At 56.8% G+C, this 24135-nt stretch carries 23 protein-coding genes; 11 read left to right on the top strand and 12 right to left on the bottom strand.

Annotated features, from left to right (window positions below):
* The first annotated feature begins 36 nt into the window (after positions 1-36).
* Both bioA and L3068_RS06550 read left to right on the top strand, forming a co-directional pair.
* Positions 37-1326 carry an adenosylmethionine--8-amino-7-oxononanoate transaminase gene (bioA, locus tag L3068_RS06555; protein WP_404851329.1) on the top strand — a complete coding sequence of 430 codons (1290 nt, stop codon included), beginning with the start codon at positions 37-39 and terminating at the stop codon, positions 1324-1326.
* A 48-nt stretch (positions 1327-1374) separates the two neighbouring features.
* Positions 1375-1851, top strand: a complete 477-nt coding sequence (locus tag L3068_RS06550; RefSeq protein WP_014883071.1) for a kinase inhibitor — start codon at positions 1375-1377, stop codon at positions 1849-1851.
* An 83-nt stretch (positions 1852-1934) separates the two neighbouring features.
* Here L3068_RS06550 and hutH read toward each other — a convergent pair whose 3' ends face one another.
* The 5 genes from hutH to hutI all read right to left on the bottom strand — a co-directional run bounded on the left by hutH (position 1935) and on the right by hutI (position 8210).
* Positions 1935-3455 (bottom strand): histidine ammonia-lyase, encoded by a 1521-nt coding sequence (gene hutH, locus L3068_RS06545; RefSeq protein ID WP_045281106.1) that lies wholly within the window; start codon positions 3453-3455, stop codon positions 1935-1937.
* Positions 3452-5140 carry a urocanate hydratase gene (hutU, locus tag L3068_RS06540; RefSeq protein WP_014883069.1) on the bottom strand — a complete coding sequence of 563 codons (1689 nt, stop codon included), beginning with the start codon at positions 5138-5140 and terminating at the stop codon, positions 3452-3454. The genes hutH and hutU overlap by 4 nt, the downstream gene beginning before the upstream one ends.
* A gap of 127 nt (positions 5141-5267) precedes the next feature.
* Positions 5268-6002 carry a histidine utilization repressor gene (locus L3068_RS06535; protein WP_117580626.1) on the bottom strand — a complete coding sequence of 245 codons (735 nt, stop codon included), beginning with the start codon at positions 6000-6002 and terminating at the stop codon, positions 5268-5270.
* A 19-nt stretch (positions 6003-6021) separates the two neighbouring features.
* A complete protein-coding gene (gene hutG, locus L3068_RS06530) occupies positions 6022-6960 on the bottom strand; it encodes a formimidoylglutamase (RefSeq protein ID WP_117580628.1) in 939 nt (312 codons plus the stop codon).
* Positions 6957-8210 (bottom strand): imidazolonepropionase, encoded by a 1254-nt coding sequence (gene hutI / locus L3068_RS06525; protein WP_170934345.1) that lies wholly within the window; start codon positions 8208-8210, stop codon positions 6957-6959. The genes hutG and hutI overlap by 4 nt, the downstream gene beginning before the upstream one ends.
* 192 nt (positions 8211-8402) lie before the next feature.
* Between hutI and L3068_RS06520 the strand changes: the two genes are divergently transcribed.
* Positions 8403-9686, top strand: coding sequence for a putative acyl-CoA thioester hydrolase (locus tag L3068_RS06520; RefSeq protein WP_023336941.1), 1284 nt, complete (start codon positions 8403-8405; stop codon positions 9684-9686).
* A gap of 52 nt (positions 9687-9738) precedes the next feature.
* On the opposite strand, the gene tisB is transcribed toward L3068_RS06520, so the two are convergent.
* Together tisB and pgl are read right to left on the bottom strand one after the other, a co-directional pair.
* The gene (gene tisB, locus L3068_RS06515) at positions 9739-9828 is read right to left on the bottom strand and encodes a type I toxin-antitoxin system toxin TisB (protein ID WP_023332440.1); all 90 of its coding nucleotides are present in this window, start codon (positions 9826-9828) and stop codon (positions 9739-9741) included.
* A 444-nt stretch (positions 9829-10272) separates the two neighbouring features.
* The gene (pgl, locus tag L3068_RS06510; RefSeq protein WP_023338174.1) at positions 10273-11268 is read right to left on the bottom strand and encodes a 6-phosphogluconolactonase; all 996 of its coding nucleotides are present in this window, start codon (positions 11266-11268) and stop codon (positions 10273-10275) included.
* Between the two features lie 140 nt (positions 11269-11408).
* Here pgl and L3068_RS06505 point away from each other — a divergent pair, with 140 nt between their 5' ends.
* Positions 11409-12227, top strand: a complete 819-nt coding sequence (locus L3068_RS06505) for a pyridoxal phosphatase (protein ID WP_117580630.1) — start codon at positions 11409-11411, stop codon at positions 12225-12227.
* On the opposite strand, the gene modC is transcribed toward L3068_RS06505, so the two are convergent.
* The 4 genes from modC to L3068_RS06485 all read right to left on the bottom strand — a co-directional run bounded on the left by modC (position 12228) and on the right by L3068_RS06485 (position 15077).
* Positions 12228-13286 (bottom strand): molybdenum ABC transporter ATP-binding protein ModC, encoded by a 1059-nt coding sequence (gene modC, locus L3068_RS06500; protein WP_032637159.1) that lies wholly within the window; start codon positions 13284-13286, stop codon positions 12228-12230.
* A 2-nt stretch (positions 13287-13288) separates the two neighbouring features.
* Complete coding sequence (modB, locus tag L3068_RS06495; RefSeq protein WP_032637160.1) at positions 13289-13978, bottom strand: molybdate ABC transporter permease subunit; 690 nt, start codon at positions 13976-13978, stop codon at positions 13289-13291.
* Complete coding sequence (gene modA, locus L3068_RS06490) at positions 13978-14751, bottom strand: molybdate ABC transporter substrate-binding protein (RefSeq protein WP_049010795.1); 774 nt, start codon at positions 14749-14751, stop codon at positions 13978-13980. The genes modB and modA overlap by 1 nt, the downstream gene beginning before the upstream one ends.
* A 176-nt stretch (positions 14752-14927) precedes the next feature.
* Positions 14928-15077 (bottom strand): AcrZ family multidrug efflux pump-associated protein, encoded by a 150-nt coding sequence (locus L3068_RS06485; protein WP_014883059.1) that lies wholly within the window; start codon positions 15075-15077, stop codon positions 14928-14930.
* Between the two features lie 127 nt (positions 15078-15204).
* Here L3068_RS06485 and modE point away from each other — a divergent pair, with 127 nt between their 5' ends.
* From modE to gpmA, 7 genes are all read left to right on the top strand, one after another.
* Positions 15205-15993: a molybdenum-dependent transcriptional regulator gene (gene modE, locus L3068_RS06480; protein WP_117580632.1), complete on the top strand. Its 789-nt coding sequence runs from the start codon at positions 15205-15207 to the stop codon at positions 15991-15993.
* A gap of 67 nt (positions 15994-16060) precedes the next feature.
* Positions 16061-17533, top strand: coding sequence for a molybdate ABC transporter ATP-binding protein ModF (gene modF / locus L3068_RS06475; RefSeq protein ID WP_023332435.1), 1473 nt, complete (start codon positions 16061-16063; stop codon positions 17531-17533).
* A 200-nt stretch (positions 17534-17733) separates the two neighbouring features.
* Positions 17734-18750 (top strand): UDP-glucose 4-epimerase GalE, encoded by a 1017-nt coding sequence (gene galE / locus L3068_RS06470; protein ID WP_023332434.1) that lies wholly within the window; start codon positions 17734-17736, stop codon positions 18748-18750.
* A gap of 9 nt (positions 18751-18759) precedes the next feature.
* The gene (galT, locus tag L3068_RS06465; RefSeq protein ID WP_023332433.1) at positions 18760-19806 is read left to right on the top strand and encodes a galactose-1-phosphate uridylyltransferase; all 1047 of its coding nucleotides are present in this window, start codon (positions 18760-18762) and stop codon (positions 19804-19806) included.
* A gap of 3 nt (positions 19807-19809) precedes the next feature.
* Positions 19810-20958 carry a galactokinase gene (gene galK, locus L3068_RS06460; protein WP_014883054.1) on the top strand — a complete coding sequence of 383 codons (1149 nt, stop codon included), beginning with the start codon at positions 19810-19812 and terminating at the stop codon, positions 20956-20958.
* Positions 20952-21995, top strand: coding sequence for a galactose-1-epimerase (gene galM / locus L3068_RS06455; RefSeq protein WP_063434283.1), 1044 nt, complete (start codon positions 20952-20954; stop codon positions 21993-21995). The genes galK and galM overlap by 7 nt, the downstream gene beginning before the upstream one ends.
* Before the next feature lie 205 nt (positions 21996-22200).
* The gene (gene gpmA / locus L3068_RS06450) at positions 22201-22953 is read left to right on the top strand and encodes a 2,3-diphosphoglycerate-dependent phosphoglycerate mutase (RefSeq protein WP_008501111.1); all 753 of its coding nucleotides are present in this window, start codon (positions 22201-22203) and stop codon (positions 22951-22953) included.
* Between the two features lie 61 nt (positions 22954-23014).
* Here gpmA and aroG read toward each other — a convergent pair whose 3' ends face one another.
* Positions 23015-24067, bottom strand: coding sequence for a 3-deoxy-7-phosphoheptulonate synthase AroG (gene aroG, locus L3068_RS06445; protein WP_014883052.1), 1053 nt, complete (start codon positions 24065-24067; stop codon positions 23015-23017).
* Positions 24068-24135: the final 68 nt, after the last annotated feature.

Here is a 24135-nt window from a genome sequence, read left to right as displayed (position 1 = left end):
AACCTAAAACTTTTCAAAATGGTTTACAAGTCGATTATGACCCAGGACGATCTCGCCTTCGACAAGCAGCATATCTGGCACCCTTACACCTCCACCACCCGCCCTCTTCCCGTCTATCCGGTGGCCTCGGCCCACGGCTGCGAGCTGCACCTTGCCAGCGGTGAACAGCTCGTCGACGGGATGTCCTCCTGGTGGGCGGCCATTCACGGGTATAACCACCCGCGCCTGAATACGGCGATGAAGGCCCAGATTGACCAGATGTCGCACGTCATGTTTGGCGGGATCAGCCATCAACCTGCGGTGGATTTGTGCCGTCGCCTGGTGGCAATGACCCCTGAATCGCTGGAGTGTGTCTTCCTGGCCGATTCCGGCTCCGTGGCGGTGGAAGTGGCGATGAAAATGGCGCTGCAGTACTGGCACGCCAGAGGCGAAACGCGCCAGCGCTTCCTCACGTTCCGCAACGGCTATCATGGTGATACCTTCGGGGCGATGTCGGTCTGCGACCCGGATAACTCCATGCACAGCCTGTGGAAAGGGTACCTGCCGGAAAACCTGTTCGCGCCTGCCCCGCAAAGCCGCTTCGACGGCGAGTGGAACGAGATGGACATGGTTGGCTTCGCGCGACTCATGGCGGCACATCGTCATGATATCGCCGCCGTCATCCTGGAGCCGATTGTGCAGGGCGCAGGCGGAATGAGGATGTATCATCCGGAATGGCTGAAGCGTATTCGCAAGATGTGCGACCGCGAGGGCATTCTGCTGATTGCCGATGAAATCGCCACCGGCTTTGGCCGCACCGGGAAGCTGTTTGCCTGTGAGCATGCGGGTATCGCCCCGGATATTTTATGCCTGGGCAAAGCGCTGACTGGCGGCACCATGACGCTCTCGGCCACCCTCACGACCCGTCATGTTGCCGACACCATCAGCGACGGCGACGCGGGCTGCTTTATGCACGGTCCGACGTTTATGGGCAACCCTCTGGCCTGCGCCGTCGCAAGTGAAAGCCTCGCCATACTGGAGAGCGGCGAGTGGCAGACGCAGGTCGCGGCGATTGCAGCGCAGCTGAAAGACGAGCTGAGCGCCGCCTCGGGAGCCCATTTTGTGGCGGACGTGCGCGTGCTGGGCGCCATCGGGGTAATTGAAACCACGCATCCGGTGAATATGGCGGCGCTGCAGCGCTTCTTCGTTGAGCAGGGCGTCTGGGTACGGCCTTTCGGCAAGCTTATCTACCTGATGCCGCCGTATATCATCACTGCTGAGCAGCTGCGTAAGCTCACCGCCGCGGTAGTCGACGCGGTCAACATACCCGCGCATTTCACGATTTAGCCCTATGCGTTACACTTCGAGAACGAGTGATTAACGAGGGTAAACCGTATGAAAATCATCAGCAAAGATCTGCGCGACGGCGAAAAGCTGCCGGAACGCCACGTTTTCAACGGCATGGGGTATCAGGGCGATAATATCTCCCCGCACCTGGCGTGGGATGAGGTTCCGGCTGGCACGAAAAGCTTTGTCGTGACCTGTTACGACCCGGATGCGCCAACCGGCTCCGGTTGGTGGCACTGGATCGTAGCAAACCTGCCTGCCGACACGCGCGTGCTGCCGCAGGGTTCCGGCTCCGGCCTGGTCGCCCTGCCGGAAGGCGCTATTCAGACGCGCACTGACTTTGGTAAAGCGGGCTACGGCGGCGCAGCGCCACCAAAAGGGGAAACCCACCGCTATATCTTCACGGTGCATGCGCTGGATGTGGACAAGATTGAGGTCGATGAAGGCGCGAGTGGCGCGATGGTAGGCTTTAACGTGCATTTCCATTCGCTTGGTAGCGCGTCGATTACGGCGATGTATTCGTAAAAAAAGCCGGGTGGCGGCTACGCCTTACCCGGCCTACATTTTGCACTCGTAGGCCCGGTAAGCGCAGCGCCACCGGGCACGAATCACAGCACGGAAGGTAGCAGCCCTACCAGCCGTCCCTCTTCCAGAAGCTGCATCGCTTTATCAATGTCCGGCGCAAAGAAACGGTCGTCATCGTAATGCGATACGTGCTCACGCAGCGCCTGACGCGCCTGCTCCAGCAGCGGGCTGGATTTCAGCCCTTCACGCAAATCAATACCCTGACTTGCCGCCAGCCATTCCACCGCCAGCACGCCGCGGGTGTTGGCGGCCATCTCCCAGAGACGACGTCCGGCAGCCGGGGCCATCGAGACGTGGTCCTCCTGGTTCGCCGAGGTTGGCAGGCTGTCGACGCTGTGCGGGTGCGACAGCGCTTTGTTTTCACTCGCCAGCGCGGCAGCCGTCACCTGGGCAATCATAAAGCCCGAGTTGACCCCGCCGTTACGCACCAGGAACGGTGGCAGCTGCGACATATGTTTATCCATCATCAGCGCGATACGGCGTTCTGACAACGCGCCAATTTCGGCAATGGCCAGGGCGATATTATCCGCCGCCATCGCCACCGGCTCGGCGTGGAAGTTACCGCCGGAGACCACCTCGTTTTCTTGGGCGAAGACCAGCGGGTTATCGGATACCGCGTTGGCCTCTATCAGCAGTACCTCTGCGGCCTGGCGCAGCTGCGTCAGGCACGCGCCCATCACCTGCGGCTGGCAGCGCAGAGAGTACGGATCCTGCACTTTTTCACAGTTGTGGTGTGAATCCGCAATTTCGCTGGTGTCGGTGAGCACGTGGCGATACATGGCGGCGGCGTCAATTTGGCCGCGCTGGCCGCGCACCTCGTGGATGCGGGCGTCGAACGGACGACGCGAACCCAGCACGGCTTCGGTGGTGAGCGCGCCGCACACCACCGCCGAGGCAAACAGATCCTCCGCTTCAAACAGGCCGCGCAGCGCGAAGGCGGTCGACGCCTGCGTGCCGTTCAGCAGCGCCAGCCCCTCCTTCGCCGCCAGGGTGATCGGGGCTAAACCGGCTTTTTTCAGCGCCTCTTTGGCAGGAAGCCATTCGCCCTGCCAGCGTGCCTGCCCTTCCCCCAACAGAAGCAGCGACATATGCGCCAGCGGCGCAAGATCGCCGGAGGCGCCGACGGAACCTTTCGCCGGGATCCACGGATAGACGTCGGCATTAACCAGCGCCATCAGCGCCTGGATCACGCTCAGGCGAATGCCGGAGAAACCGCGCGCCAGGCTGTTGATTTTAAGCACCATCATCAGACGGACAATCTCGTCATCCAGCGGCTGGCCGACCCCCGCCGCGTGAGACAGCACCAGTGAACGCTGTAAGTTTTCCAGATCGTGCGTTGCAATGCGCGTTTGTGCCAGCAGACCAAAGCCGGTGTTGATCCCGTAAGCCGTGCGCCCTTCGGCAACAATGGCCTCCACGCAGGCAACGCTGTCGTTAATGGCGGCGTGAGCACTTTCATCAAGCGAGAGCGTAACCGGCTGACGCCAGACGTTTCGCAGCTGTTTAAGCGTCAGGGAACCGGGCGTAAGTGTTAAGGCGTTCATTCATGATTTCCTTGTGTGGCAGGGATCATCGGCAGGTTTAGCCCCTGCTCTTTGGCACAGTCAATAGCAATCTCGTAACCCGCGTCCGCGTGACGCATCACGCCGGTGGCCGGGTCGTTGTGCAGCACGCGAGCGATACGCGCGGCGGCTTCATCGGTACCGTCACAAACGATAACCATCCCCGAGTGCTGGGAGAAGCCCATTCCCACGCCACCGCCGTGGTGCAGCGAGACCCAGGTCGCGCCGCTGGCGGTATTAAGCAGGGCATTCAGCAGCGGCCAGTCTGAAACGGCATCCGAGCCGTCGCGCATGGCTTCCGTTTCACGGTTAGGGCTGGCAACGGAGCCGGAATCAAGGTGGTCGCGACCAATGACAATCGGTGCGGAGACTTCGCCACTGCGCACCATTTCATTGAAGGCCAGACCCAGTTTTTGCCGCCACTCCAGACCGACCCAGCAGATACGCGCCGGCAGGCCCTGGAAGTTAATGCGCTCGCGCGCCATGTCCAGCCAGTGGTGGAGATGTTCGTCATCCGCGACGATCTCTTTCACTTTGGCATCGGTTTTGTAGATATCCTCCGGGTCACCGGACAGGGCAACCCAGCGGAACGGCCCAATGCCGCGACAGAACAGCGGGCGAATATAGGCAGGCACGAAGCCCGGGAAGTCGAAAGCGTTCGTCACGCCCATCTCTTTCGCCATCTGGCGGATGTTATTGCCGTAATCGAAGGTCGGAATGCCCATCTTGCTGAAGGCCAGCATCGCGGAGACGTGTTCAGCCATCGAACGTTTCGCGGCGAGAACCGTGCCTTCCGGGTCGGTTTCCGCTTTTTGCTGATATTCTTCCCACGTCCAGCCGTTTGGCAGGTAACCGTGCAGCGGGTCATGGGCGCTGGTCTGGTCGGTGACGAGATCCGGGCGAACGCCGCGGGCGACAAGTTCAGGCAGAATCTCTGCCGCGTTGCCGCACAGGGCGATCGACACCGCTTTGCCTTCCGAGGTGTATTTTTTGATGCGCGCCAGCGCATCGTCGAGGTTATCAGCCTGCTCGTCGACGTAGCGGGTACGCAGACGGAAATCAATGCGGCTCTGCTGGCACTCAATGTTAAGCGAGCAGGCGCCAGCAAGCGTGGCAGCCAGTGGCTGCGCGCCGCCCATACCGCCGAGACCGGCAGTCAATACCCAGCGGCCTTTCAGCGAGCCGTTATAGTGCTGGCGGCCGGCTTCCACGAAGGTTTCGTAAGTGCCTTGCACAATCCCCTGGCTGCCAATGTAGATCCAGCTCCCGGCGGTCATCTGACCATACATCGCCAGCCCTTTGGCATCCAGCTCGTTGAAGTGTTCCCACGTCGCCCAGTGCGGCACCAGGTTAGAGTTGGCGATCAGCACGCGTGGCGCATTTTTATGGGTTTTGAATACGCCGACCGGCTTGCCGGACTGCACCAGCAGGGTTTCGTCGTGTTCGAGATGCGTCAGGGATTTTACAATTGCGTCATAGCATTCCCAGTTACGCGCGGCGCGGCCTATACCGCCGTAGACCACCAGCTCGTGGGGGTTCTCCGCCACCTCAGGGTCGAGGTTATTCATCAACATGCGCAGCGGGGCTTCGGTGAGCCAGCTTTTGGCGGTAAGCGTGGTGCCGCGAGCGGCGCGGACATCCTGCTGGCGGTATTTACCTGACGACATTGTGTGCTCCTCATAAAGGACAGATGATGCATTTAGATATACTTGTATAGACAAGCACACACAAGGTCAGATTTAACAAAAAAGATACAATTTTGTTATATTGCGTTAGCGATCACGCTTATAAAACTTATGACATAAAGTGGCCCTGCAGCCGGTAACGGTTACCCGGGAAAAGCAGCCTGGCATGGGAGACAATCTGCGATGATGACCAGGTTCGACGGCGGATCAGCAGGCACGGATCGTGCTCTTTAATGCGCAACCGTTCACACTCCTGCGGCGTGGCGCGCACAGCCTCCACAATGTGTTCCCCTTCCGTCAGCGGTGCGACCAGCGAGAGGTACGCATGCGGCGTGGTTTGGGTGTAATCCTGGCTCAGATACTCCGGTATCCGATCTGCGTTAACGCAGCGATCTTCAATCTGTACCGGAATGTCGTTCTCAAAATGCACCATCACGGAGTGGAAGATGCGGCTCCCTTCTTTAACATTCAGCTCGGCGGCCTGCTCGGCGCTCGCCTCGGTCTCTTCGAGCACCAGCACCTCGCAGCGGTGCTGATGATTTCGCGAGTGTATCTCATCGGCAATACTGCGGATTTCAAACAGCGCCGACTGACCTTTGGGCTCCGCCACGAAAGTGCCGACCCCCTGCAGGCGCACCAGAAGACCTTCATCGGTCAGTTCGCGCAGCGCCCGGTTGATGGTCATCCGGCTAAATCCAAATTGCGCCACCAGTTCGGCCTCGGACGGAATACGATCGTGAGGGCGCCAGACACCGGTAGCAATTTTTTCGCTGATAGCCTGCTTCACCTTTTCGTAGAAAGGCGCAGGAGGGCTCGACTGCGCCAGGGGCGAGCGTGAAAACATCATGACTCCTTAACTCGGGTTATGCCCACCAGTGAGCAATTTGCCAGGCCAGACGAGCGGCAAGCTTCGCGCCCTGTCCGTCCCTGTCGTACTGCGGGTTAAACTCTACCAGATCGGCGGCCTGCAGCTTACCGCTGCGACAGATTTGTTCGATAACCGGCAGAAGATCCAGCGCCGATACCCCTAACGCCGCAGGGGCGGATACGGCAGGCATTTCGCTCGCCGGCAGAACGTCGAGGTCAATAGTCAGGTAGACCCGATCGGCCTGCGCCAGCACCTTTTCCAGCGCAGATAACGCATCGCGTCTGAAATGCCAGTCCTCCACCAGCGTGACGTTCAGGCGTTCCGCTTCATCCCAGAGTGCCTGCGTGTTGGCTGCCCGGCTGACGCCAAAGCAGGCGTAGCGAAACGCCCGACCGTGGTCCTCGCAGTAATGGGCCAGTTGACGAAACGGGGTACCGGATGTTGCACGCTCGGCCTTGCGCAGATCGAGATGGGCATCAAGATTAATCACCGCCACGCGCTCGTTCGGGAAGGCATCGAGAATGCCCCGACCATGCGCCCAGGCGGTCTCGTGCCCGCCGCCAAAGATCAGCGTGCGCATCCCGGACTGCTGGCAGGCCGTCACCGCATCGCTTAAAACCCGCTGTGCCGCTTCAAGTTCATCACCTTCGACATACACGGACCCCATATCCGCAAGCCGTTCGTGTCCCTGATGGCTGGCCATATTCGCCAGCGCGTTGCGCAGGATATCAGGGGCCTGCACGGCGCCAGGCCTGCCCTGATTGCGTTTAACCCCTGCATCGCATTCAAACCCGATCAGCGCGATGCCAGAGGAAAGCGGCGTAAACTGCGCCTGCTGCTGTATCGTCTGAAAAATACGCTTTGCATTGCTGGCCTCGGCGCTGTCGTCACGCCCCTGCCAGACCGTTTCGGCTACGGGCCGCCATAACCTCATACTGCCTCCCCACGGAAAATACGCTGATACAACGGATTGCGACCCGGTTCATAGACCATCTCAACCGGATGGTCAGCATCCCAGACGATAAAATCGGCCACATACCCCGCCTGCAATTGCCCGTGGGTTGCGCCGCGACCCAGCGCCTGCGCGGCGTGTCGCGTGACGCCAGCCCAGGCCTCTTCAGGGGTCAGGCCAAACTGGACGCAGGCCATATTCATCGCCAGGTGCAGGCTCGCAAACGGGCTGGTGCCGGGGTTATAGTCGGTGGCCACCGCCATCGGCACTCCCTGTTTTCTGAGCTGTTCAACCGGCGGACGCTGGCGCTCCTGAAGGAAATAGAACGCGCCGGGGAGCAATACCGCCACCGTACCGCTTTGCGCCATCGCCTGAATGCCAGCGTCGTCGAGATATTCGATATGATCCGCTGACAGCCCTTTATACTGGCTGACCAGCGCCGCACCGCCCTGATTAGACAGCTGCTCAACATGCCCTTTCACCGGAATACCCAGCGCGGTGGCGGCCTGGAAAAGACGCTCGGTTTGCGACGGGGTAAAGCCGACGTTTTCACAAAACACGTCTACCGCTTCAAATAACGCTTTTTGCCACAGTGCGGGCATGATCTGCTCGCAGACCAGCGTGAGATAGGCATCCGGATCCTGTCGGTATTCCGCAGGGACGGCATGTGCCGCCAGAAGCGTCGGGCTAATCTCGACCAGATTACTCAGACTAAGCTGGCGAGCAACCAGCAACATTTTCTCTTCGGCATCCGCGTTAAGTCCGTATCCCGATTTAATTTCTATGGTCGTCACGCCTTCATTCATCAGACGCTCTAGCCGCTGCTGCGCCAGCTTCAACAGGGTTTCCGGCGAACTGTTGCGTGTCGCCGTCACGGTGGCGTTAATCCCGCCGCCCTGCGCGCTGATGGTTTGATAAGAGACACCGTTCAGGCGCTGCTCCCACTCTGCCGCGCGGTCGCCGCCAAACACCAGATGGGTATGGCAATCAATCAGCCCCGGCGTCACCAGACGTCCCTGTAGATCAATGCAGTGACGGTGTCCGGAAGGAATGTCAGATTCAGGGATCACGGCCAGGATGGTTTGACCGCGCACGACCAGGGCGTGTTGCGCTTTCAGACCATAGGGTGCGGAGGCATCGGGAACCATCGTTGCCAGTCGCGCATTTCGCCATATTACATCGTCAGGATGAAGCTGCATGGGCATTCCACTTGTCATAGGTTGTATAGACATTTATTTTCATCCGTCGTCTGCTGTCAACCGTTCTGGTAGAAAATGTTATTTATTTGTGATGACTTTCCCGCCTCCCGGGGGTAAAAAATGCAACTTTTACCCTTTTTATCTTCCCGTTTCGCTCAACTTAGTATAAAAAAGCAGGCTATTTCGTCTATCCCGTTTAAGACTTGCATACCCAGGAGCTCCACCTTGAACATTTCCAGGATTTCCCGTCTGGCGTTAGCGCTCGCCTTTGGCGTGACCTTATCCGCATGCAGTTCAACACCACCGGATCAGCTGCCTTCTGAGCAGGTAGCACCGGGCACCGCGTCCCGCCCGATTTTGTCCGCTGATGAAGCGAAGAACTTCGACCGTGCCCACTACTTCTCAGCGATGGATCCTAACGCTGCGCCGTGGACACCGTCTTCTATTAACCTGCCGAAACAGCCTGACTTCGTGGTTGGCCCGGCTGGCGCCCAGGGCGTAACGCACACGTCCATTCAGGCAGCGGTTGACGCGGCCATTACCAAACACAGCGCCTCTCGCCAGTACATCGCGATCCTGCCGGGCGAATACGAAGGCACCGTGTATGTTCCGGCCGCGCCAGGCAGCATCACCCTTTACGGTCTGGGCGAAAAAGCAATCGACGTGAAAATTGGCCTGGCGATTGATTCCGAAATCGACAGCACCAGCTGGCGTCGCCTGGTGAACCCGGCCGGTAAATATATGCCAGGTAAACCGGCGTGGTACATGTTTGATAACTGCCAGAGCAAGCGTTCCGCTACCGTTGGCCTGATGTGCTCGGCGGTATTCTGGTCCCAAAATAATGGTCTGCAGCTGCAAAACCTGACCATTCAAAATACCCTCGGCGACAGCGTCGATGCCGGTACTCACCAGGCCGTCGCGCTGCGTAGTGATGGCGATAAGGTGCAGATTAACAACGTCAACATTCTGGGCCGTCAGAATACCTTCTTTGTGACCAACAGCGATGTTAAGAACACGCTGCAGAACAACCGCCTGACCCGTACGCTGGTGACCAACAGCTACATTGAAGGTGACGTGGATCTGGTGTCCGGTCGCGGCGCGGTGGTATTTGAAAACACCGATTTCCGCGTGGTGAACTCGCGCACTCAGCAGGAAGGTTACGTGTTTGCGCCAGCAACACAGTCTAACCTGTTCTACGGCTTCCTGGCCGTTAACAGCCGCTTTAACGCTGCCGGCGACGGCGTGGCACAGCTGGGTCGCTCCCTGGATGTGGACTCTGCCACTAACGGTCAGGTCGTGATCCGCGACAGCGTGATCAACGAAGGCTTTAACATGGCGAAGCCGTGGGCTGATGCCGCGATCTCCAAACGTCCGTTCTCCGGCAATACCGGTGCGGTGGATGATAAAGGGAACGTCCAGCGCAATCTGAACGACGCGAACTTCAACCGCATGTGGGAATACAACAACCGCGGTCTGGGTAGCAAGGTGGTTGCAGAGCCGAAGCAGTAAGATGAGAGTAAAAGGGGGATTTTAATCCCCCTTTTTACTGCGACTGAATGCGTCAGGCACCAAACTTAAGATACGCATCCAATAGTTGCATAATCGCAACCATGAGTTGCAGGAAAAGAATTGCCCATTCCACACCGCTCATACGCCACTCCTTTGGTATAGAGCACTTCTCCTCTGCCTTACCTTTCCGCTGCCTGTCACCAGAGGTGTGTTGGCTATGTTTTGATGTGCTCCGCAGTTTAGGCACTGTCGGCACCACCCGACAGCCAGGACTTAAAAAGGATCCTGAATTGCGGAACTGCAGCACATCAAACCAACGAACAGAATGATATCAAACCATTACTGTATATAAAAACAGTTATGAAGAGTTTAGGAATCCATAAAGAAAAACCAAATATCACATTGATTATATTAATTATTTTTGCGCACCACCGCTTGAGAACGTCTTTTCTTCATTGGTGATGATTTTACATCGTCTTAAGTCAACATTATGATAATCAGGTTGGTTACGTTTTGATGTGCTCTACCCGGCTACCACCGGGCATAAAAAAACCTCGCATTCGCGAGGTTTTTTGTTTCAGGCCACTTAGTGAGCGTTGACCAGGACCCACATCGGACCCTGGCCTACGGCGTAGCGTCCTTTTTCTTCCAGCAGACCCTGTACGCCTTTGATTTCATACAGCGCGATATGGTGGGATTTCTGCCCTGCCGCAATCAGGTATTTACCGCTGTGATCGATATTAAAGCCGCGCGGCTGAGTTTCCGTTGGCTGGAAACCTTCAATGGCCAGCACGCTGCCATCTTCGGAGACGCTGAAGACGGTAATCAGGCTGGAGGTACGGTCGCAGGCATACAGATGACGGCCGTCAGGCGTAATGTGGATATCCGCCGCCCAGCGGGTGTCAGAGAAGTCAGACGGCATCATATCCAGCGTCTGCACGCATTCGATCTGACCGTTTGGATCTTTCAGCTCCCACACGTCTACCGAACTGTTCAGTTCGTTTACCACATAGGCATACTGCTGGTTCGGGTGGAAGACCATATGGCGTGGGCCTGCGCCCTCAACGGTAGTCACTTCAGCCGGGTTTTGCGCCACCAGGTGACCATCGTCGCTCAGGGTAAACAGGCAGATGCGATCCTGCTTCAGTGCAGGCACCCACAGCGTGCGGTTGTCCGGAGAGATATTCGCCGAGTGACACCCTTCCAGTCCTTCCACCACGTCGACTGTGTCGACCGGAATGCCGTCGTCAAGGCGGGTCACGCTGACGCAGCCCGCATTGTAAGAGCCGCTAAAGATGAAACGCCCTTTACGATCGGTCGAGATGTGGGTCGGGCTGCCCGGCAGCGGCGCTTCGGCAGTGTAGGTCAGCGCACCGTCGTCCGGCGAGATGCGGTAGGCCAGCACCCGGAACTCAGGACGTACGCCAACATAGAGAAAACGTTTATCCGGGCTGACGACCATTGGCTGTACTTGCCCCGGAACATCAACAACCTGAACCAGCGTGAGCGAACCTTCTGCATTCAAACGCCAGACGTGGATCTGCTGACTTTCAGGACTGGCGGTATAAACGGTTTGTTTCATGAATACTCCTTTCCTCACTGCGCGTGAAAGTGATTATTTTTAACGGTGAATGCTGAATTTTAGCCAGGAATTTTGCAGCGATTTACTCTCGGTGTAACATCGCCTGAGACCTAAAATTCAACATTAACCCGGAAGAACAAATGACCTCGCGTGTGATTGCCCTGGATTTAGACGGAACATTACTGACCCCTCAGAAAACCCTGCTCCCCTCCTCCCTTGAAGCGCTTAAACGAGCCCAGGAAGCCGGGTATCAACTCCTTATCGTAACGGGTCGACATCACGTTGCCATTCATCCTTTTTATCAGGCACTGGCGTTAGATACACCTGCAATTTGTTGTAATGGCACTTATTTGTATGATTATCAGGCAAAAAAGGTTTTAGCCTCCGACCCGCTACCGGTTCCTCAGGCGCTGCAACTGATTGATCTGCTGGATGAGCATGCCATTCATGGCCTGATGTATGTGGACAACGCGATGCTGTACGAGCGCCCTACAGGCCATGTGGTGCGCACCAGTAACTGGGCACTTTCGCTGCCGGAAGCGCAGCGTCCGGTCTTTACCCAGGTGCCCTCCCTGCGCCAGGCCGCTCAGGATGTTGACGCTATCTGGAAATTCGCCCTGACGGATGAAGACACCACCAAACTGAATACCTTCGCGAAACAGGTTGAACAGACCCTGGGTCTGGAATGTGAATGGTCCTGGCACGATCAGGTAGATATTGCCCGTAAAGGCAACAGCAAGGGCAAGCGCCTGACGCAGTACGTGGAATCTCAGGGAGGGTCGATGCGTGACGTGATTGCCTTTGGCGATAACTATAACGATATCAGTATGCTGGAGGCTGCCGGTACCGGCGTGGCGATGGGCAACGCCGATGACGCGGTGAAAGCGCGCGCTAACGTGGTGATTGGCGATAACACCACCGATAGCATCGCGCAGTACATTTATACCCACCTGCTGTAATCAGGCAGTGATCGAGACGCTCTTGATTTGCGCGTAAAGCCACAGGCCGGGCTTGATACCTAACTCGTCCCTGGCCCACGGGCTGATGCGCGCCCAGAGCGTCCTGCTTCCCACCTCAAGCTTCACTTCCACCTGACCGTTATCATCAAAGCACTCCGCCACTTTGGCGCGCAGAATATTACGAATGCTGGTTTGCAGCGGCGGTTGCAGCACCAGCGAGACGTCCGATGCCTGAATGCGAATACGCAGCGCGGACTGTAACGGCTTGTCGACCTTGTTCACCCACAGATGCTGGTCGCCCAGCGCCAGCGCGGTCATCGCATAATGCGGGTGGTGTTCCAGCACGCTCACTTTCAGGATACTGCTCTGCTGCTCCTTTGGAAGCCAGGGATGCATCACGCTGCTTCCCCACACCTCTTCCAGGTTGCCAAAGGCCTTTACGCTGCCCTCTTCCAGTACCAGCACTTTGTCGGCCAGATGGAGGATCTCATCCAGCGAGTGGCTGACGTAGAGCATGGGAATGTTAATCTCGCGGGTCAGGCGCTGCAGGTAGGGCAGCAGTTCACGTTTACGCGGAATATCCAGCGAAGCCAGCGGTTCGTCGAGCAACAGCAGCTCGGGCGCGGTCAGCAAGGCACGGCCAATCGCCACACGCTGTTTTTCTCCACCGGAAAGCGAGGAAGGCAGCCTGTCGAGCAGAGGCTCAATACCTAACAGCGTCACCAGCTTATCAAACTGCCCGGCCATACTTTTGGCCATACCGTAGCGCAGGTTGCCGCGCACGCTGTAGTGCGGGAACAAGCGCGCGTCCTGGAAAACATAGCCGATGCGACGTTTATCCGGCGAGAGGTATATTTTGTTCTCCACGTCATTCAGAACGCGGTCATTCAGAACAATTCGCCCTGACTGCGGGCGTGTCAGGCCGCTAATCGCATTAATCAGAGAGGTTTTTCCCGCACCGGAGACGCCAAAAATGGCGGTGATGCCGCTTGCAGGCAGCGTCTCGTTAAGCGTCAGTGTGTGGTTCCCCAGCGTCTGGGTGAAATTCAGTTCCAGCATCCTTATTTCCCCATCCGTTCGCGACTCAGCCGCGCCAGCCATTCAGACACCAGCAGCGAAGCCAGGGCCAGGACGATTGAAATGATGCACAGTCGCGCCGCCGCGCCTTCTCCGCCGGGTGTTTGAATCAGGGTGTACATGGCTGACGGAATCGTTCGCGTCTCGCCGGGAATGTTCGATACAAACGTGATGGTCGCGCCGAACTCGCCCAGCGAACGGGCAAACGCCAGTACCGTGCCAACTATAATCCCCGGCAGCGTAAGCGGGAGCGTGATGGTGAAAAAGACGCGCCAGCGCCCGGCACCCAGCGTGCGGGCCGCCTGTTCGAGCTTCATGTCCACCCCTTCCAGCGCGAGGCGGATCGCCCTCACCATCAACGGAAATGACATCACCGCCGCGGCCAGTACCGCACCGCGCCAGCTAAAGGCGAACGTCAGACCAAACCAGTCGTAGAGCTTCTCGCCGATAAAACCGCGTCGCCCCATCGAAATCAGCAACAGATAACCGACCACCACGGGCGGTAAAACAAGCGGGAGATGAAGAACGCTGTCGAGCAGCGCTTTGCCGGGAAACCGGCAGCGCACCAGTAACCAGGCAAAGAAGATCCCAAAGGGCAAACTCAGCGCAACCGCCAGGGAAGAGACTTTAAGGCTCAGCAGAACAGCCTGCCATTCAGGATCGGTCAATATCATCAGTGAGTCGTAAATCCATAACGTTTAAAGATTGCGGACGCTTCTGGCCCCTTCAGGTAATCGCGAAAGGCCGTCACGGTCGCGTTTTTATGTCCATCAACAATCGCGACAGGATATTCCACTTTCTTGTGGGAGTCTTCCGGGAACGTTGCAACCACTTTCACACCCTTGCTGGCAACGGCATCAGAGCCATATACAATCCCCAGCGGGGCTTCGTTGCGTTCCACCAGCGCCAGCGCACCGCGTACATCTTCCGCCGGCGCCAGTTTCGGCGACAATGTCTCCCACGCGCCCAGTTTTTGCAGCGCTTCTTTGGCGTAGATCCCCGCCGGAACATGCTCCGGATCGCCCACCGCCAGACGGCCACCGTTAAGCAGGCTCATCCAGTTGGTCTCTTTGTTAATGGTAATATCCGCCTGCGCGCTGGCTTTTGGTGCCACCACAACCAGGCTATTCCCCAGCAGCGTTTCGCGGGTTGCCGGATCAATTGATTTCTTCTCCGCCGCGTAATCCATCCATTTCTGATCGGCTGAAATGAACAGATCCGCCGGTGCCCCCGCTTCTATCTGGCGCGCAAGCGTAGATGAAGAGGCGAAAGAGGAGACAACATCGACGTTTTTCTCTTTTTTATACGCCGCCGCAATATCCTGCAGCGCGTTGGTCAGCGACGCCGCCGCAAAAACCGTAATTTTTCCGTCGTCCGCCAGCGCCTGCCCGGCAAGTGAAAGCGTCAGCGTTGCCCCAGCGAAAAGACGTCCCCATGAACGTGCCATTTGTAGCTCCTGTATATAGCGTTATATAGACGATAATATAACGATATCTTCATGGAGATCCCAGCGCTATATCGTACCGCTCAAGGGGTAAGCTGGACTGATTCTTAATACTATCGGAGAAAATGAGAAAAGCTTGAGAGCAAAACGCCCGGGCTAGCCGGGCGTTTTGAAGGGAATCAATGCTGCTTTTTAGCCTGGTCTTTGTGACCAATGTTCGAAAAGAGGTTGAACACTTCACCCAGGCCGTAGATGGCACCGAGGATGATGGCCATCACTACTGGCACCATGATCACGGCGAATACCAGACTTTTCAACAACTCTAACATGGTTTTCTCCAGATATTGTGAAGGGCTTATTCTACCCTGAAAAGTAAGAAAAACATCCCCTTTTGTGCGGTAGCCTTTGCGCCCCGCACCATTTGGGTCACAATATCCTTTTTGCCAGGACACTGTTATGCAGGCCGAAATTCTTCTTACTCTCCGACTACAGCAAAAGCTTTTTGCCGACCCCAGACGTATAGCCCTGCTTAAACAAATAGAACAAACGGGCTCGATTAGCCAGGGGGCAAAGAATGCCGGGATCAGCTATAAAAGCGCCTGGGATGCCATCAATGAAATGAACACACTGAGCGAACACTCGCTGGTCGACAGAGCCACGGGCGGTAAGGGCGGTGGCGGCGCCAGGGTGACGCGCTACGGCCAGCGCCTGATTCAGCTTTACGATCTTCTGGGCCAGATCCAGCAAAAAGCGTTTGATGTTCTGAGTGATGACGATAGCGTTCCACTGGACAGTTTGCTGGCCGCCATTTCCCGCTTCTCGTTACAAACCAGCGCCCGCAACCAGTGGTTTGGTACGGTGACGGCGCGCGATAATCTTCAGATACAACAGCATGTTGAGATCCTGCTTGCCGATGGAACAACGCGTCTGAAAGCCGCAATCACCGCGCAGAGTGCAGAGCGCCTTGGCCTGGATGAAGGTAAAGAGGTGCTGGTGTTACTGAAAGCGCCATGGGTCAATATCACGCGTAACCCCGACACGGCACAGGCAGCGGATAACCAGCTATCGGGCGCAATCAGCCATATTGAACGCGGCAAGGCGCAATGCGAAGTGCTTATGACGCTGGCGGACGGACAATCACTCTGCGCGACGGTACCTTGCAGCGAGGCGGACGGCTTAGAAGAAGGTGCTGTCGTCACCGCATATTTCAACGCAGACCGGGTGATTATCGCCACATTGTGCTGAGCGCATTGACAACCGCGCTGACAGTGAGTATCCCTGACATCTGTTGCTGCAAAAAATGGGATAAATCATGGCATTATTGCATATTTCGCAAGGTACGTTTCGTCTTAGCGATACCCGGACGCTGGCGATTGCTGATTTGACAATACGCGCGGGTGAAAGCTGGGCGTTTGTTGGCACTAACGGCAGCGGTAAATCCGCGCTGGCCCGTGCGCTGGCGGGGGAGCTCACCCTCCTCAAAGGGGAATACCAGAGCGACGTTACGCGCCTGACGCGCCTCTCTTTTGAACAACTGCAAAAGCTGGTGAGCGACGAATGGCAGCGCAACAACACCGATTTACTCAGTCCTGGAGAAGAAGATACCGGCCGTACAACGGCGGAAATTATCCAGGATGAGGTGAAAGATCCTGCCCGCTGTCAGCGCCTGGCTGAACAGTTCGGCATTACCGCCCTGCTCAACCGACGCTTCAAATATCTTTCTACCGGCGAAACGCGGAAAACCCTGCTTTGCCAGGCGCTGATGAGCGAGCCTGAGCTCCTGATCCTCGACGAACCGTTCGACGGCCTTGACGTCCAGTCCCGGGCGCAGCTGGCGCATCTGCTGGGCTCGCTTAATCAGCAGGGATATACCCTTGTGCTGGTACTTAACCGCTTTGATGAGATTCCGGATTTTGTCCAGCATGCCGGTGTGCTGGCCGACTGCCATCTGACCGAGACGGGCGAAAAGTCGGCGCTGCTTAAGCAGGCGCTGATCGCCCAGCTCGCGCACAGTGAACAGCTCGACGGCATCACCCTTCCGGAACCCGATGCCCCGTCAGCCCGCCACGCGCTCGATCCTCACCAGCCACGCATCGTGCTGCGTGATGGTATCGTCTCTTATGACGACCGCCCGATCCTTAACCATCTTAGCTGGACGGTGAATCCGGGCGAGCACTGGCAGATTGTCGGCCCGAATGGCGCGGGAAAATCCACGCTGCTGAGCCTCATCACCGGCGACCATCCGCAGGGCTATAGCAACGATCTCACGTTGTTTGGCCGTCGTCGCGGCAGCGGTGAAACCATCTGGGATATTAAAAAACATATCGGCTACGTCAGCAGCAGCCTGCATCTGGATTACCGGGTCAGTACCACAGTACGTAACGTGATCCTCTCCGGGTATTTTGACTCCATCGGAATTTATCAGGCGGTGTCGGACAAGCAGCACAAGCTGGCCCAGCAGTGGCTGGATATTCTGGGGATGGATAGCCGGGTGGCCGACGCGCCGTTTCACAGTTTGTCATGGGGGCAGCAGCGCCTGGCATTGATCGTTCGCGCGCTGGTAAAACACCCGACACTGTTAATTCTGGATGAGCCCCTGCAGGGTCTGGATCCGCTAAACCGCCAGCTGATTCGTCGCTTTGTGGATATTCTCATTGCCGAGGGTGAAACCCAACTGCTGTTTGTTTCACACCATGCCGAGGATGCCCCTTCCTGTATCACCCATCGTCTTGAGTTCATTCCGGACGGCGAGCGCTATCGCTATCTTCTCAGCCACATCGACTAACCGTGGAGGGCCCCGCCCTCCTCTTTTCAGATAACTTGCATCAATACAACACTATCTCTTTGATCTAGAATGGTCTGAGTGATTGAAAAAGCGAGTTTGAAAACGAGTGTAAACGATTCCACTATTTTATCCCATGTCACACTTTTAGCGTCTCTGTTATGCTATGGTTATTACATACCATAAGCCTAATGGAGCGAATCATGCGAGTTCTGGTAACAGGTGGTAGCGGTTACATCGGAAGTCATACCTGTGTGCAACTGCTGCAAAATGGTCACGATGTGATCATCCTCGACAACCTGTGCAATAGTAAGCGCAGCGTGCTGCCGGTGATTGAACGTCTTGGCGGGAAACAACCCACTTTCGTGGAAGGCGACATCCGCAACGAAGCGCTGATGACCGAAATCCTTCACGACCACGCCATTGAAGCGGTGATCCACTTCGCCGGTCTGAAAGCCGTCGGTGAATCCGTTGCGAAGCCGCTTGAGTATTACGACAACAACGTCAACGGTACCCTGCGTCTCATCTCCGCCATGCGTGCGGCGAACGTTAAAAACTTTATCTTCAGCTCCTCCGCCACCGTCTATGGCGATCAGCCAAAAATCCCCTACGTTGAAAGTTTCCCGACAGGCACGCCACAAAGCCCGTACGGCAAAAGCAAGCTGATGGTGGAACAGATCCTGACCGATCTGCAAAAAGCGCAGCCGGAATGGAGCATCGCCTTGCTGCGCTACTTCAACCCGGTCGGCGCCCATCCGTCTGGCGATATGGGTGAAGATCCGCAGGGCATCCCGAACAACCTGATGCCGTATATCGCTCAGGTGGCGGTAGGCCGTCGTGAGTCGCTGGCGATTTTTGGTAACGACTACCCAACCCAGGACGGCACCGGCGTGCGCGACTATATCCACGTGATGGATCTGGCCGACGGTCACGTTGCGGCCATGCAACAGCTGGCAGATAAACCGGGCGTGCATATTTACAACCTCGGCGCCGGGGTCGGCAGCAGCGTGCTGGACGTGGTTAACGCCTTCAGCAAAGCCTGCGGTAAGCCAGTGAACTACCACTTCGCACCGCGTCGTGATGGTGACCTGCCCGCTTACTGGGCGGATGCCACTAAAGCCGACAAAGAGCTTAACTGGCGTGTTACCCGCACGCTTGATGAAATGGCACAGGATACCTGGCACTGGCAGTCACGCCACCCGCAAGGCTATCCGGACTAAGGATCCTTCATGACTTCGTTTAATCCCGTCGATCATCCGCATCGTCGTTTTAACCCGTTAAGCGGACAATGGATTTTGGTGTCTCCGCATCGCGCCAAGCGCCCCTGGCAGGGGGCGCAAGAGACGCCTGCGAAACAAACGCTACCGCAGCATGACCCAGATTGCTTCCTGTGTCCGGGCAACACGCGCGTCACCGGAGATAAAAACCCGGACTACAAAGGCACCTTCGTCTTCACCAACGATTTTGCTGCGCTAATGACCGACACGCCGGACGCGCCCGCGAGCCATGACCCGCTGATGCGCTGTGAAAGCGCGCGGGGTACCAGCCGCGTGATCTGCTTCTCGCCCGATCACAGCAAAACGCTGCCGGAGCTGAGCGTTGAGGCACTGAAAGAGGTGATCGGCACCTGGCAGGCACAAACCGCTGAGCTGGGGCAGACTTACCCGTGGGTGCAGGTATTTGAAAACAAAGGTGCGGCGATGGGCTGCTCCAACCCGCATCCGCACGGCCAGATCTGGGCGAACAGCTTCCTGCCTAACGAAGCCGAACGCGAAGACCGCCTGCAAAAAGCCTATTTCGAGGAAAACGGCTCACCCATGCTGGTTGATTACACCCAGCGTGAGCTGGCCGATGGCAGCCGTACCGTGGTGGAAACCGAACACTGGCTCGCCGTCGTACCTTACTGGGCCGCCTGGCCGTTTGAAACGCTGCTGTTGCCGAAAGCGCACATACAGCGCATGACCGATCTCAGCGACGCACAGCGCGACGACCTTGCGCTGGCGCTGAAGAAACTGACCAGCCGTTACGACAACCTGTTCCAGTGCTCTTTCCCGTATTCCATGGGCTGGCACGGCGCACCGTTTAACGGTGAAGAGAACCAACACTGGCAGCTGCATGCCCATTTCTATCCGCCACTGCTTCGCTCTGCGACGGTACGTAAGTTCATGGTGGGCTATGAAATGCTGGCGGAAACCCAGCGTGACCTGACGGCGGAACAGGCAGCCGAACGTCTGCGTGCCGTGAGTGACGTCCACTATCGCGAATCAGGAGTCTAAAAAATGAGTCTGAAAGATAAAACACAATCCCTGTTTGCTGAGAAATTTGGCTACCCTGCCACCCATGTTATTCAGGCGCCTGGCCGCGTCAATCTGATCGGTGAACATACTGACTACAACGACGGTTTTGTGCTGCCGTGTGCCATTGATTACCAGACGGTTATTAGTTGCGCAAAGCGCGACGACCGTAACGTCCGCGTAATAGCGGCGGATTACGGTAACGAAACCGACGAGTTTTCCCTTGATGCCCCCATTGTGACGCACGACAGCCAGCAGTGGTCTAACTATGTGCGCGGCGTGGTGAAGCATCTGCAGAAGCGTAACAAGAACTTTGGCGGTGCGGATTTAGTGATCAGCGGCAACGTGCCACAAGGTGCGGGCTTAAGCTCCTCTGCCTCTCTGGAAGTCGCCGTGGGGACCGTGTTCCAGCAGCTTTATCATCTGCCGCTGGACGGGGCGCAAATCGCCCTTAACGGTCAGGAAGCAGAAAACCAGTTCGTGGGCTGTAACTGCGGCATTATGGACCAGCTGATCTCCGCGCTGGGCAAAAAAGAGCACGCGCTGCTGATCGACTGCCGCTCGCTTGGCACCAAAGCCGTTCCGCTGCCCAAAGGCGCGGCTGTTGTGATTATCAACAGTAATTTTAAGCGCACGTTGGTGGGCAGCGAGTACAACACCCGCCGCGAGCAGTGTGAAACCGGTGCACGCTTCTTCCAGCAGCCCGCCCTGCGCGACGTGACGCTTGATGAATTCAATAAGGTTGCACATGAGCTGGATCCGGTTGTCGCCAGACGCGTTCGTCACGTGCTGACGGAGAACGCCCGTACCGTTGAAGCCGCGTCCGCGCTGGCGAAAGGCGACCTGAAACGCATGGGAGAACTGATGGCTGAATCGCATGCCTCCATGCGCGATGACTTTGAAATCACCGTCCCGCAAATTGATACCCTGGTTGAGATCGTCAAAGCGACCATCGGCGATAAAGGCGGCGTGCGCATGACCGGCGGCGGCTTCGGGGGCTGCATCGTTGCGCTGGTACCGGAAGAGCTGGTCCCTGCCGTACAGGATGCCGTGACGAAGCAGTACGAAGCAAAGACAGGTATTAAAGAAACCTTCTATGTATGTAAAGCATCACAAGGAGCCGGACAGTGCTAAACGAAACACCTACCCTCGCACCGGATGGTCTGCCGTATCGCCTGTTAACCCTGCGCAACCGCGCAGGAATGGTGGTTACGCTGATGGACTGGGGTGCAACCCTGCTCTCCGCCCGCGTACCGATGCCGGACGGCAGCGTGCGTGAAACGCTGCTCGGCTGTGCATCGCCTGAGCAGTATGTTAACCAATCGGCTTTTCTGGGAGCGTCCGTCGGCCGCTATGCCAACCGCATCGCTAAAAGCCGTTTCGAACTCGACGGCGTGGCGTACCCTCTCCTTCCAAGTCAGGGTGAGAACCAGCTTCACGGCGGACCGGAAGGGTTTGATAAACGCCGCTGGAAAATTGTCCGTCAAAATGACAGCGAAGTGCTGTTCTCGCTGGATTCACCTGATGGCGATCAGGGCTTCCCGGGCAACCTTATCGCCTCCGCACGCTTCACGCTGACCGACGACAACCGAATCGCCATCGAATACCGTGCCACGGTCGACAAGCCGTGTCCGGTTAACCTGACTAACCATGCCTACTTTAATCTGGACGGCAACCAGTGCGACGTGCGCAACCACAAGCTGCAAATCCTTGCGGAGGCGTACCTGCCGGTTGACGAAATGGGCATACCGTATCAGGGCCTGAAGCAGGTGAACGACACCAGCTTCGACTTCCGTAATGCGAAAGCTATCGCACAGGATTTCCTGAGTGATGACGATCAGCGCAAGGTGAAAGGCTACGACCACGCTTTCCTGTTGCAGGCCAAAGGCGATCTCAGCCAGCCCGCCGCGCAGGTCTGGTCTGCTGACGAGAAGCTGCAGATGACCGTTTATACCACCGCCCCTGCCCTGCAGTTCTACTCAGGTAACTATCTTGGCGGCACAACGGCACGCGAACACAATGAATACAGCGACTGGCAGGGTCTGGCACTGGAGAGCGAGTTCCTGCCTGACAGCCCGAATCATCCGGAATGGCCGCAGCCAGATTGCGTTCTGCGCCCGGGTGAAGAGTACGTGAGCGTCACCGAGTATCATTTCATTCCGCGCGCTTAACGACAGGCCCTCACATCGAGGGCTTTTTTCTGCTCCCCTTGCTGAAAATAGCGCCGATCGCAGACAAAATCATAACCCTGGATTCACAAGCATCTTACACTCGGAGACTATTTTCGCTATGGTTAGGGTTAAGCGTTGCTGCTGGCCTGGCCACAGCAATATAATGAGAATTGTTATCATTCTAAAAATGCTTGAGGAGTAAGAGATGGCTATTACTAAGCTAGTCCTGGTGCGTCACGGCGAAAGCCAGTGGAACAACGAAAACCGCTTTACCGGTTGGTACGACGTTGATCTGTCTGAGAAAGGCGTAAGCGAAGCAAAAGCAGCAGGTAAACTGCTGAAGGAAGAAGGCTTCAGCTTTGATTTTGCTTACACCTCTGTGCTGAAACGTGCCATCCACACGCTGTGGAACGTGCTCGACGAACTGGATCAGGCCTGGCTGCCGGTTGAGAAATCCTGGAAGCTGAACGAGCGCCACTACGGTGCGCTGCAGGGTCTCAACAAGGCCGAAACCGCTGAGAAATACGGTGACGAGCAGGTTAAACAGTGGCGTCGCGGCTTCGCGGTAACCCCACCAGAGCTGACCAAAGATGACGAGCGCTACCCGGGCCACGACCCGCGTTACGCGAAACTGACTGACGCTGAGCTGCCAACCACCGAAAGCCTGGCGCTGACCATCGACCGCGTTGTGCCTTACTGGAACGAAACCATTCTGCCACGCCTGAAAAGCGGTGAGCGCGTGATCATTGCCGCTCACGGTAACTCCCTGCGTGCGCTGGTGAAATACCTGGACAACATGGGTGAAGACGAAATTCTTGAACTGAACATCCCAACTGGCGTACCGCTGGTGTATGAGTTCGACGAAAACTTCAAACCAATCAAACACTACTATCTGGGTAACGCGGATGAAATCGCAGCGAAAGCCGCGGCTGTCGCGAACCAGGGTAAAGCGAAGTAATTTTCGCCAGACATAAAAAAAGCGCGGAACCTTCCGCGCTTTTTTATTTCTGCCTCAGGACTTAACCGCGACGTGCTTTCACCGCGTTCGCCAGCTGACGCAGGAGGGTGTCGGTATCGTCCCAGCCGATGCAGGCATCCGTGACGCTCTTGCCGTACACCAGCGGCTCGCTGCCTTCCAGGTTCTGGTTACCTTCGACCAGATGGCTTTCAATCATCACGCCAATCACCGCCTTCTCACCGCCGGCAATCTGCTGACAGACATCAGCCCCGACGTCCATCTGCTTTTTAAACTGCTTGCTGGAGTTGGCATGGCTGAAATCGATCATCACCTGCGGTGGCAGCCCGGCTTTTTCCAGCCCGACCTTCACGTCGGCCACATGTTTTGCACTGTAGTTTGGCTCTTTGCCGCCACGCAGAATAATATGGCAATCCCCGTTACCGCTGGTGTTCACGATGGCGGAATGACCCCATTTGGTCACAGACAGGAAGCAGTGCGGTGCACCCGCTGCGTTAATGGCGTCGATAGCCACCTTAATGGTGCCGTCGGTGCCGTTTTTAAAACCAACCGGACAAGAGAGACCGGATGCCAGTTCGCGGTGAACCTGAGATTCCGTGGTACGGGCACCAATTGCGCCCCAGCTCATCAAATCAGCCAGGTATTGTGGCGTGATCATGTCCAGGAACTCACCGGCAGCAGGCAGGCCACTGTCGTTGATCTCCAGCAGCAGCTTGCGCGCAATACGCAGACCATCGTTGATCTGGAAGCTGTTATCCATGTGCGGATCGTTAATGAGCCCTTTCCAGCCAACGGTCGTACGCGGTTTTTCAAAATAGACGCGCATGACGATTTCCAGCTCATCCTTCAGCTCTTCGCGCAGCTGAAGCAGCCTTGCCGCATACTCTTTTGCCGCAGCAGGATCGTGGATAGAGCATGGACCAATCACCACCAGAAGACGATCGTCATTACCTTTCAGGATCTTATGGATCGCTTTGCGAGCATGAGAAACCGTGTTTGCGGCATTTTCAGTGGCGGGGAATTTCTCAAGGAGCGCTACAGGAGGTAATAACTCATTGATCTCTTTAATGCGTAAATCGTCGTTCTGATAATTCATTTTCTTTCCAGCTCTGCCATATCTTTAGTAATGAAAGCAATCCTTTCAATCTATCTTGTCGACCAGGA

Source organism: Enterobacter cloacae complex sp. ECL414, from assembly GCF_021869685.1.
GTDB lineage: Bacteria > Pseudomonadota > Gammaproteobacteria > Enterobacterales > Enterobacteriaceae > Enterobacter > Enterobacter kobei.
The sequence above is the reverse complement of the archived record's forward strand: the minus strand, read 5'-3'. Positions and strand labels throughout refer to the sequence as shown.

What these genes read in the sequence shown, in the direction of transcription:
- bioA (WP_404851329.1), top strand. Translation starts at nt 37, where the DNA reads ATGACCCAGGACGATCTCGCCTTCGACAAGCAGCATATCTGGCACCCT.
- L3068_RS06550 (WP_014883071.1), top strand. Translation starts at nt 1,375, where the DNA reads ATGAAAATCATCAGCAAAGATCTGCGCGACGGCGAAAAGCTGCCGGAA.
- hutH (WP_045281106.1), bottom strand. Translation starts at nt 3,455, where the DNA reads ATGAACGCCTTAACACTTACGCCCGGTTCCCTGACGCTTAAACAGCTG.
- hutU (WP_014883069.1), bottom strand. Translation starts at nt 5,140, where the DNA reads ATGTCGTCAGGTAAATACCGCCAGCAGGATGTCCGCGCCGCTCGCGGC.
- L3068_RS06535 (WP_117580626.1), bottom strand. Translation starts at nt 6,002, where the DNA reads ATGTTTTCACGCTCGCCCCTGGCGCAGTCGAGCCCTCCTGCGCCTTTC.
- hutG (WP_117580628.1), bottom strand. Translation starts at nt 6,960, where the DNA reads ATGAGGTTATGGCGGCCCGTAGCCGAAACGGTCTGGCAGGGGCGTGAC.
- hutI (WP_170934345.1), bottom strand. Translation starts at nt 8,210, where the DNA reads ATGTCTATACAACCTATGACAAGTGGAATGCCCATGCAGCTTCATCCT.
- tisB (WP_023332440.1), bottom strand. Translation starts at nt 9,828, where the DNA reads ATGAGCGGTGTGGAATGGGCAATTCTTTTCCTGCAACTCATGGTTGCG.
- pgl (WP_023338174.1), bottom strand. Translation starts at nt 11,268, where the DNA reads ATGAAACAAACCGTTTATACCGCCAGTCCTGAAAGTCAGCAGATCCAC.
- L3068_RS06505 (WP_117580630.1), top strand. Translation starts at nt 11,409, where the DNA reads ATGACCTCGCGTGTGATTGCCCTGGATTTAGACGGAACATTACTGACC.
- modC (WP_032637159.1), bottom strand. Translation starts at nt 13,286, where the DNA reads ATGCTGGAACTGAATTTCACCCAGACGCTGGGGAACCACACACTGACG.
- modB (WP_032637160.1), bottom strand. Translation starts at nt 13,978, where the DNA reads ATGATATTGACCGATCCTGAATGGCAGGCTGTTCTGCTGAGCCTTAAA.
- modA (WP_049010795.1), bottom strand. Translation starts at nt 14,751, where the DNA reads ATGGCACGTTCATGGGGACGTCTTTTCGCTGGGGCAACGCTGACGCTT.
- L3068_RS06485 (WP_014883059.1), bottom strand. Translation starts at nt 15,077, where the DNA reads ATGTTAGAGTTGTTGAAAAGTCTGGTATTCGCCGTGATCATGGTGCCA.
- modE (WP_117580632.1), top strand. Translation starts at nt 15,205, where the DNA reads ATGCAGGCCGAAATTCTTCTTACTCTCCGACTACAGCAAAAGCTTTTT.
- modF (WP_023332435.1), top strand. Translation starts at nt 16,061, where the DNA reads ATGGCATTATTGCATATTTCGCAAGGTACGTTTCGTCTTAGCGATACC.
- galE (WP_023332434.1), top strand. Translation starts at nt 17,734, where the DNA reads ATGCGAGTTCTGGTAACAGGTGGTAGCGGTTACATCGGAAGTCATACC.
- galT (WP_023332433.1), top strand. Translation starts at nt 18,760, where the DNA reads ATGACTTCGTTTAATCCCGTCGATCATCCGCATCGTCGTTTTAACCCG.
- galK (WP_014883054.1), top strand. Translation starts at nt 19,810, where the DNA reads ATGAGTCTGAAAGATAAAACACAATCCCTGTTTGCTGAGAAATTTGGC.
- gpmA (WP_008501111.1), top strand. Translation starts at nt 22,201, where the DNA reads ATGGCTATTACTAAGCTAGTCCTGGTGCGTCACGGCGAAAGCCAGTGG.
- aroG (WP_014883052.1), bottom strand. Translation starts at nt 24,067, where the DNA reads ATGAATTATCAGAACGACGATTTACGCATTAAAGAGATCAATGAGTTA.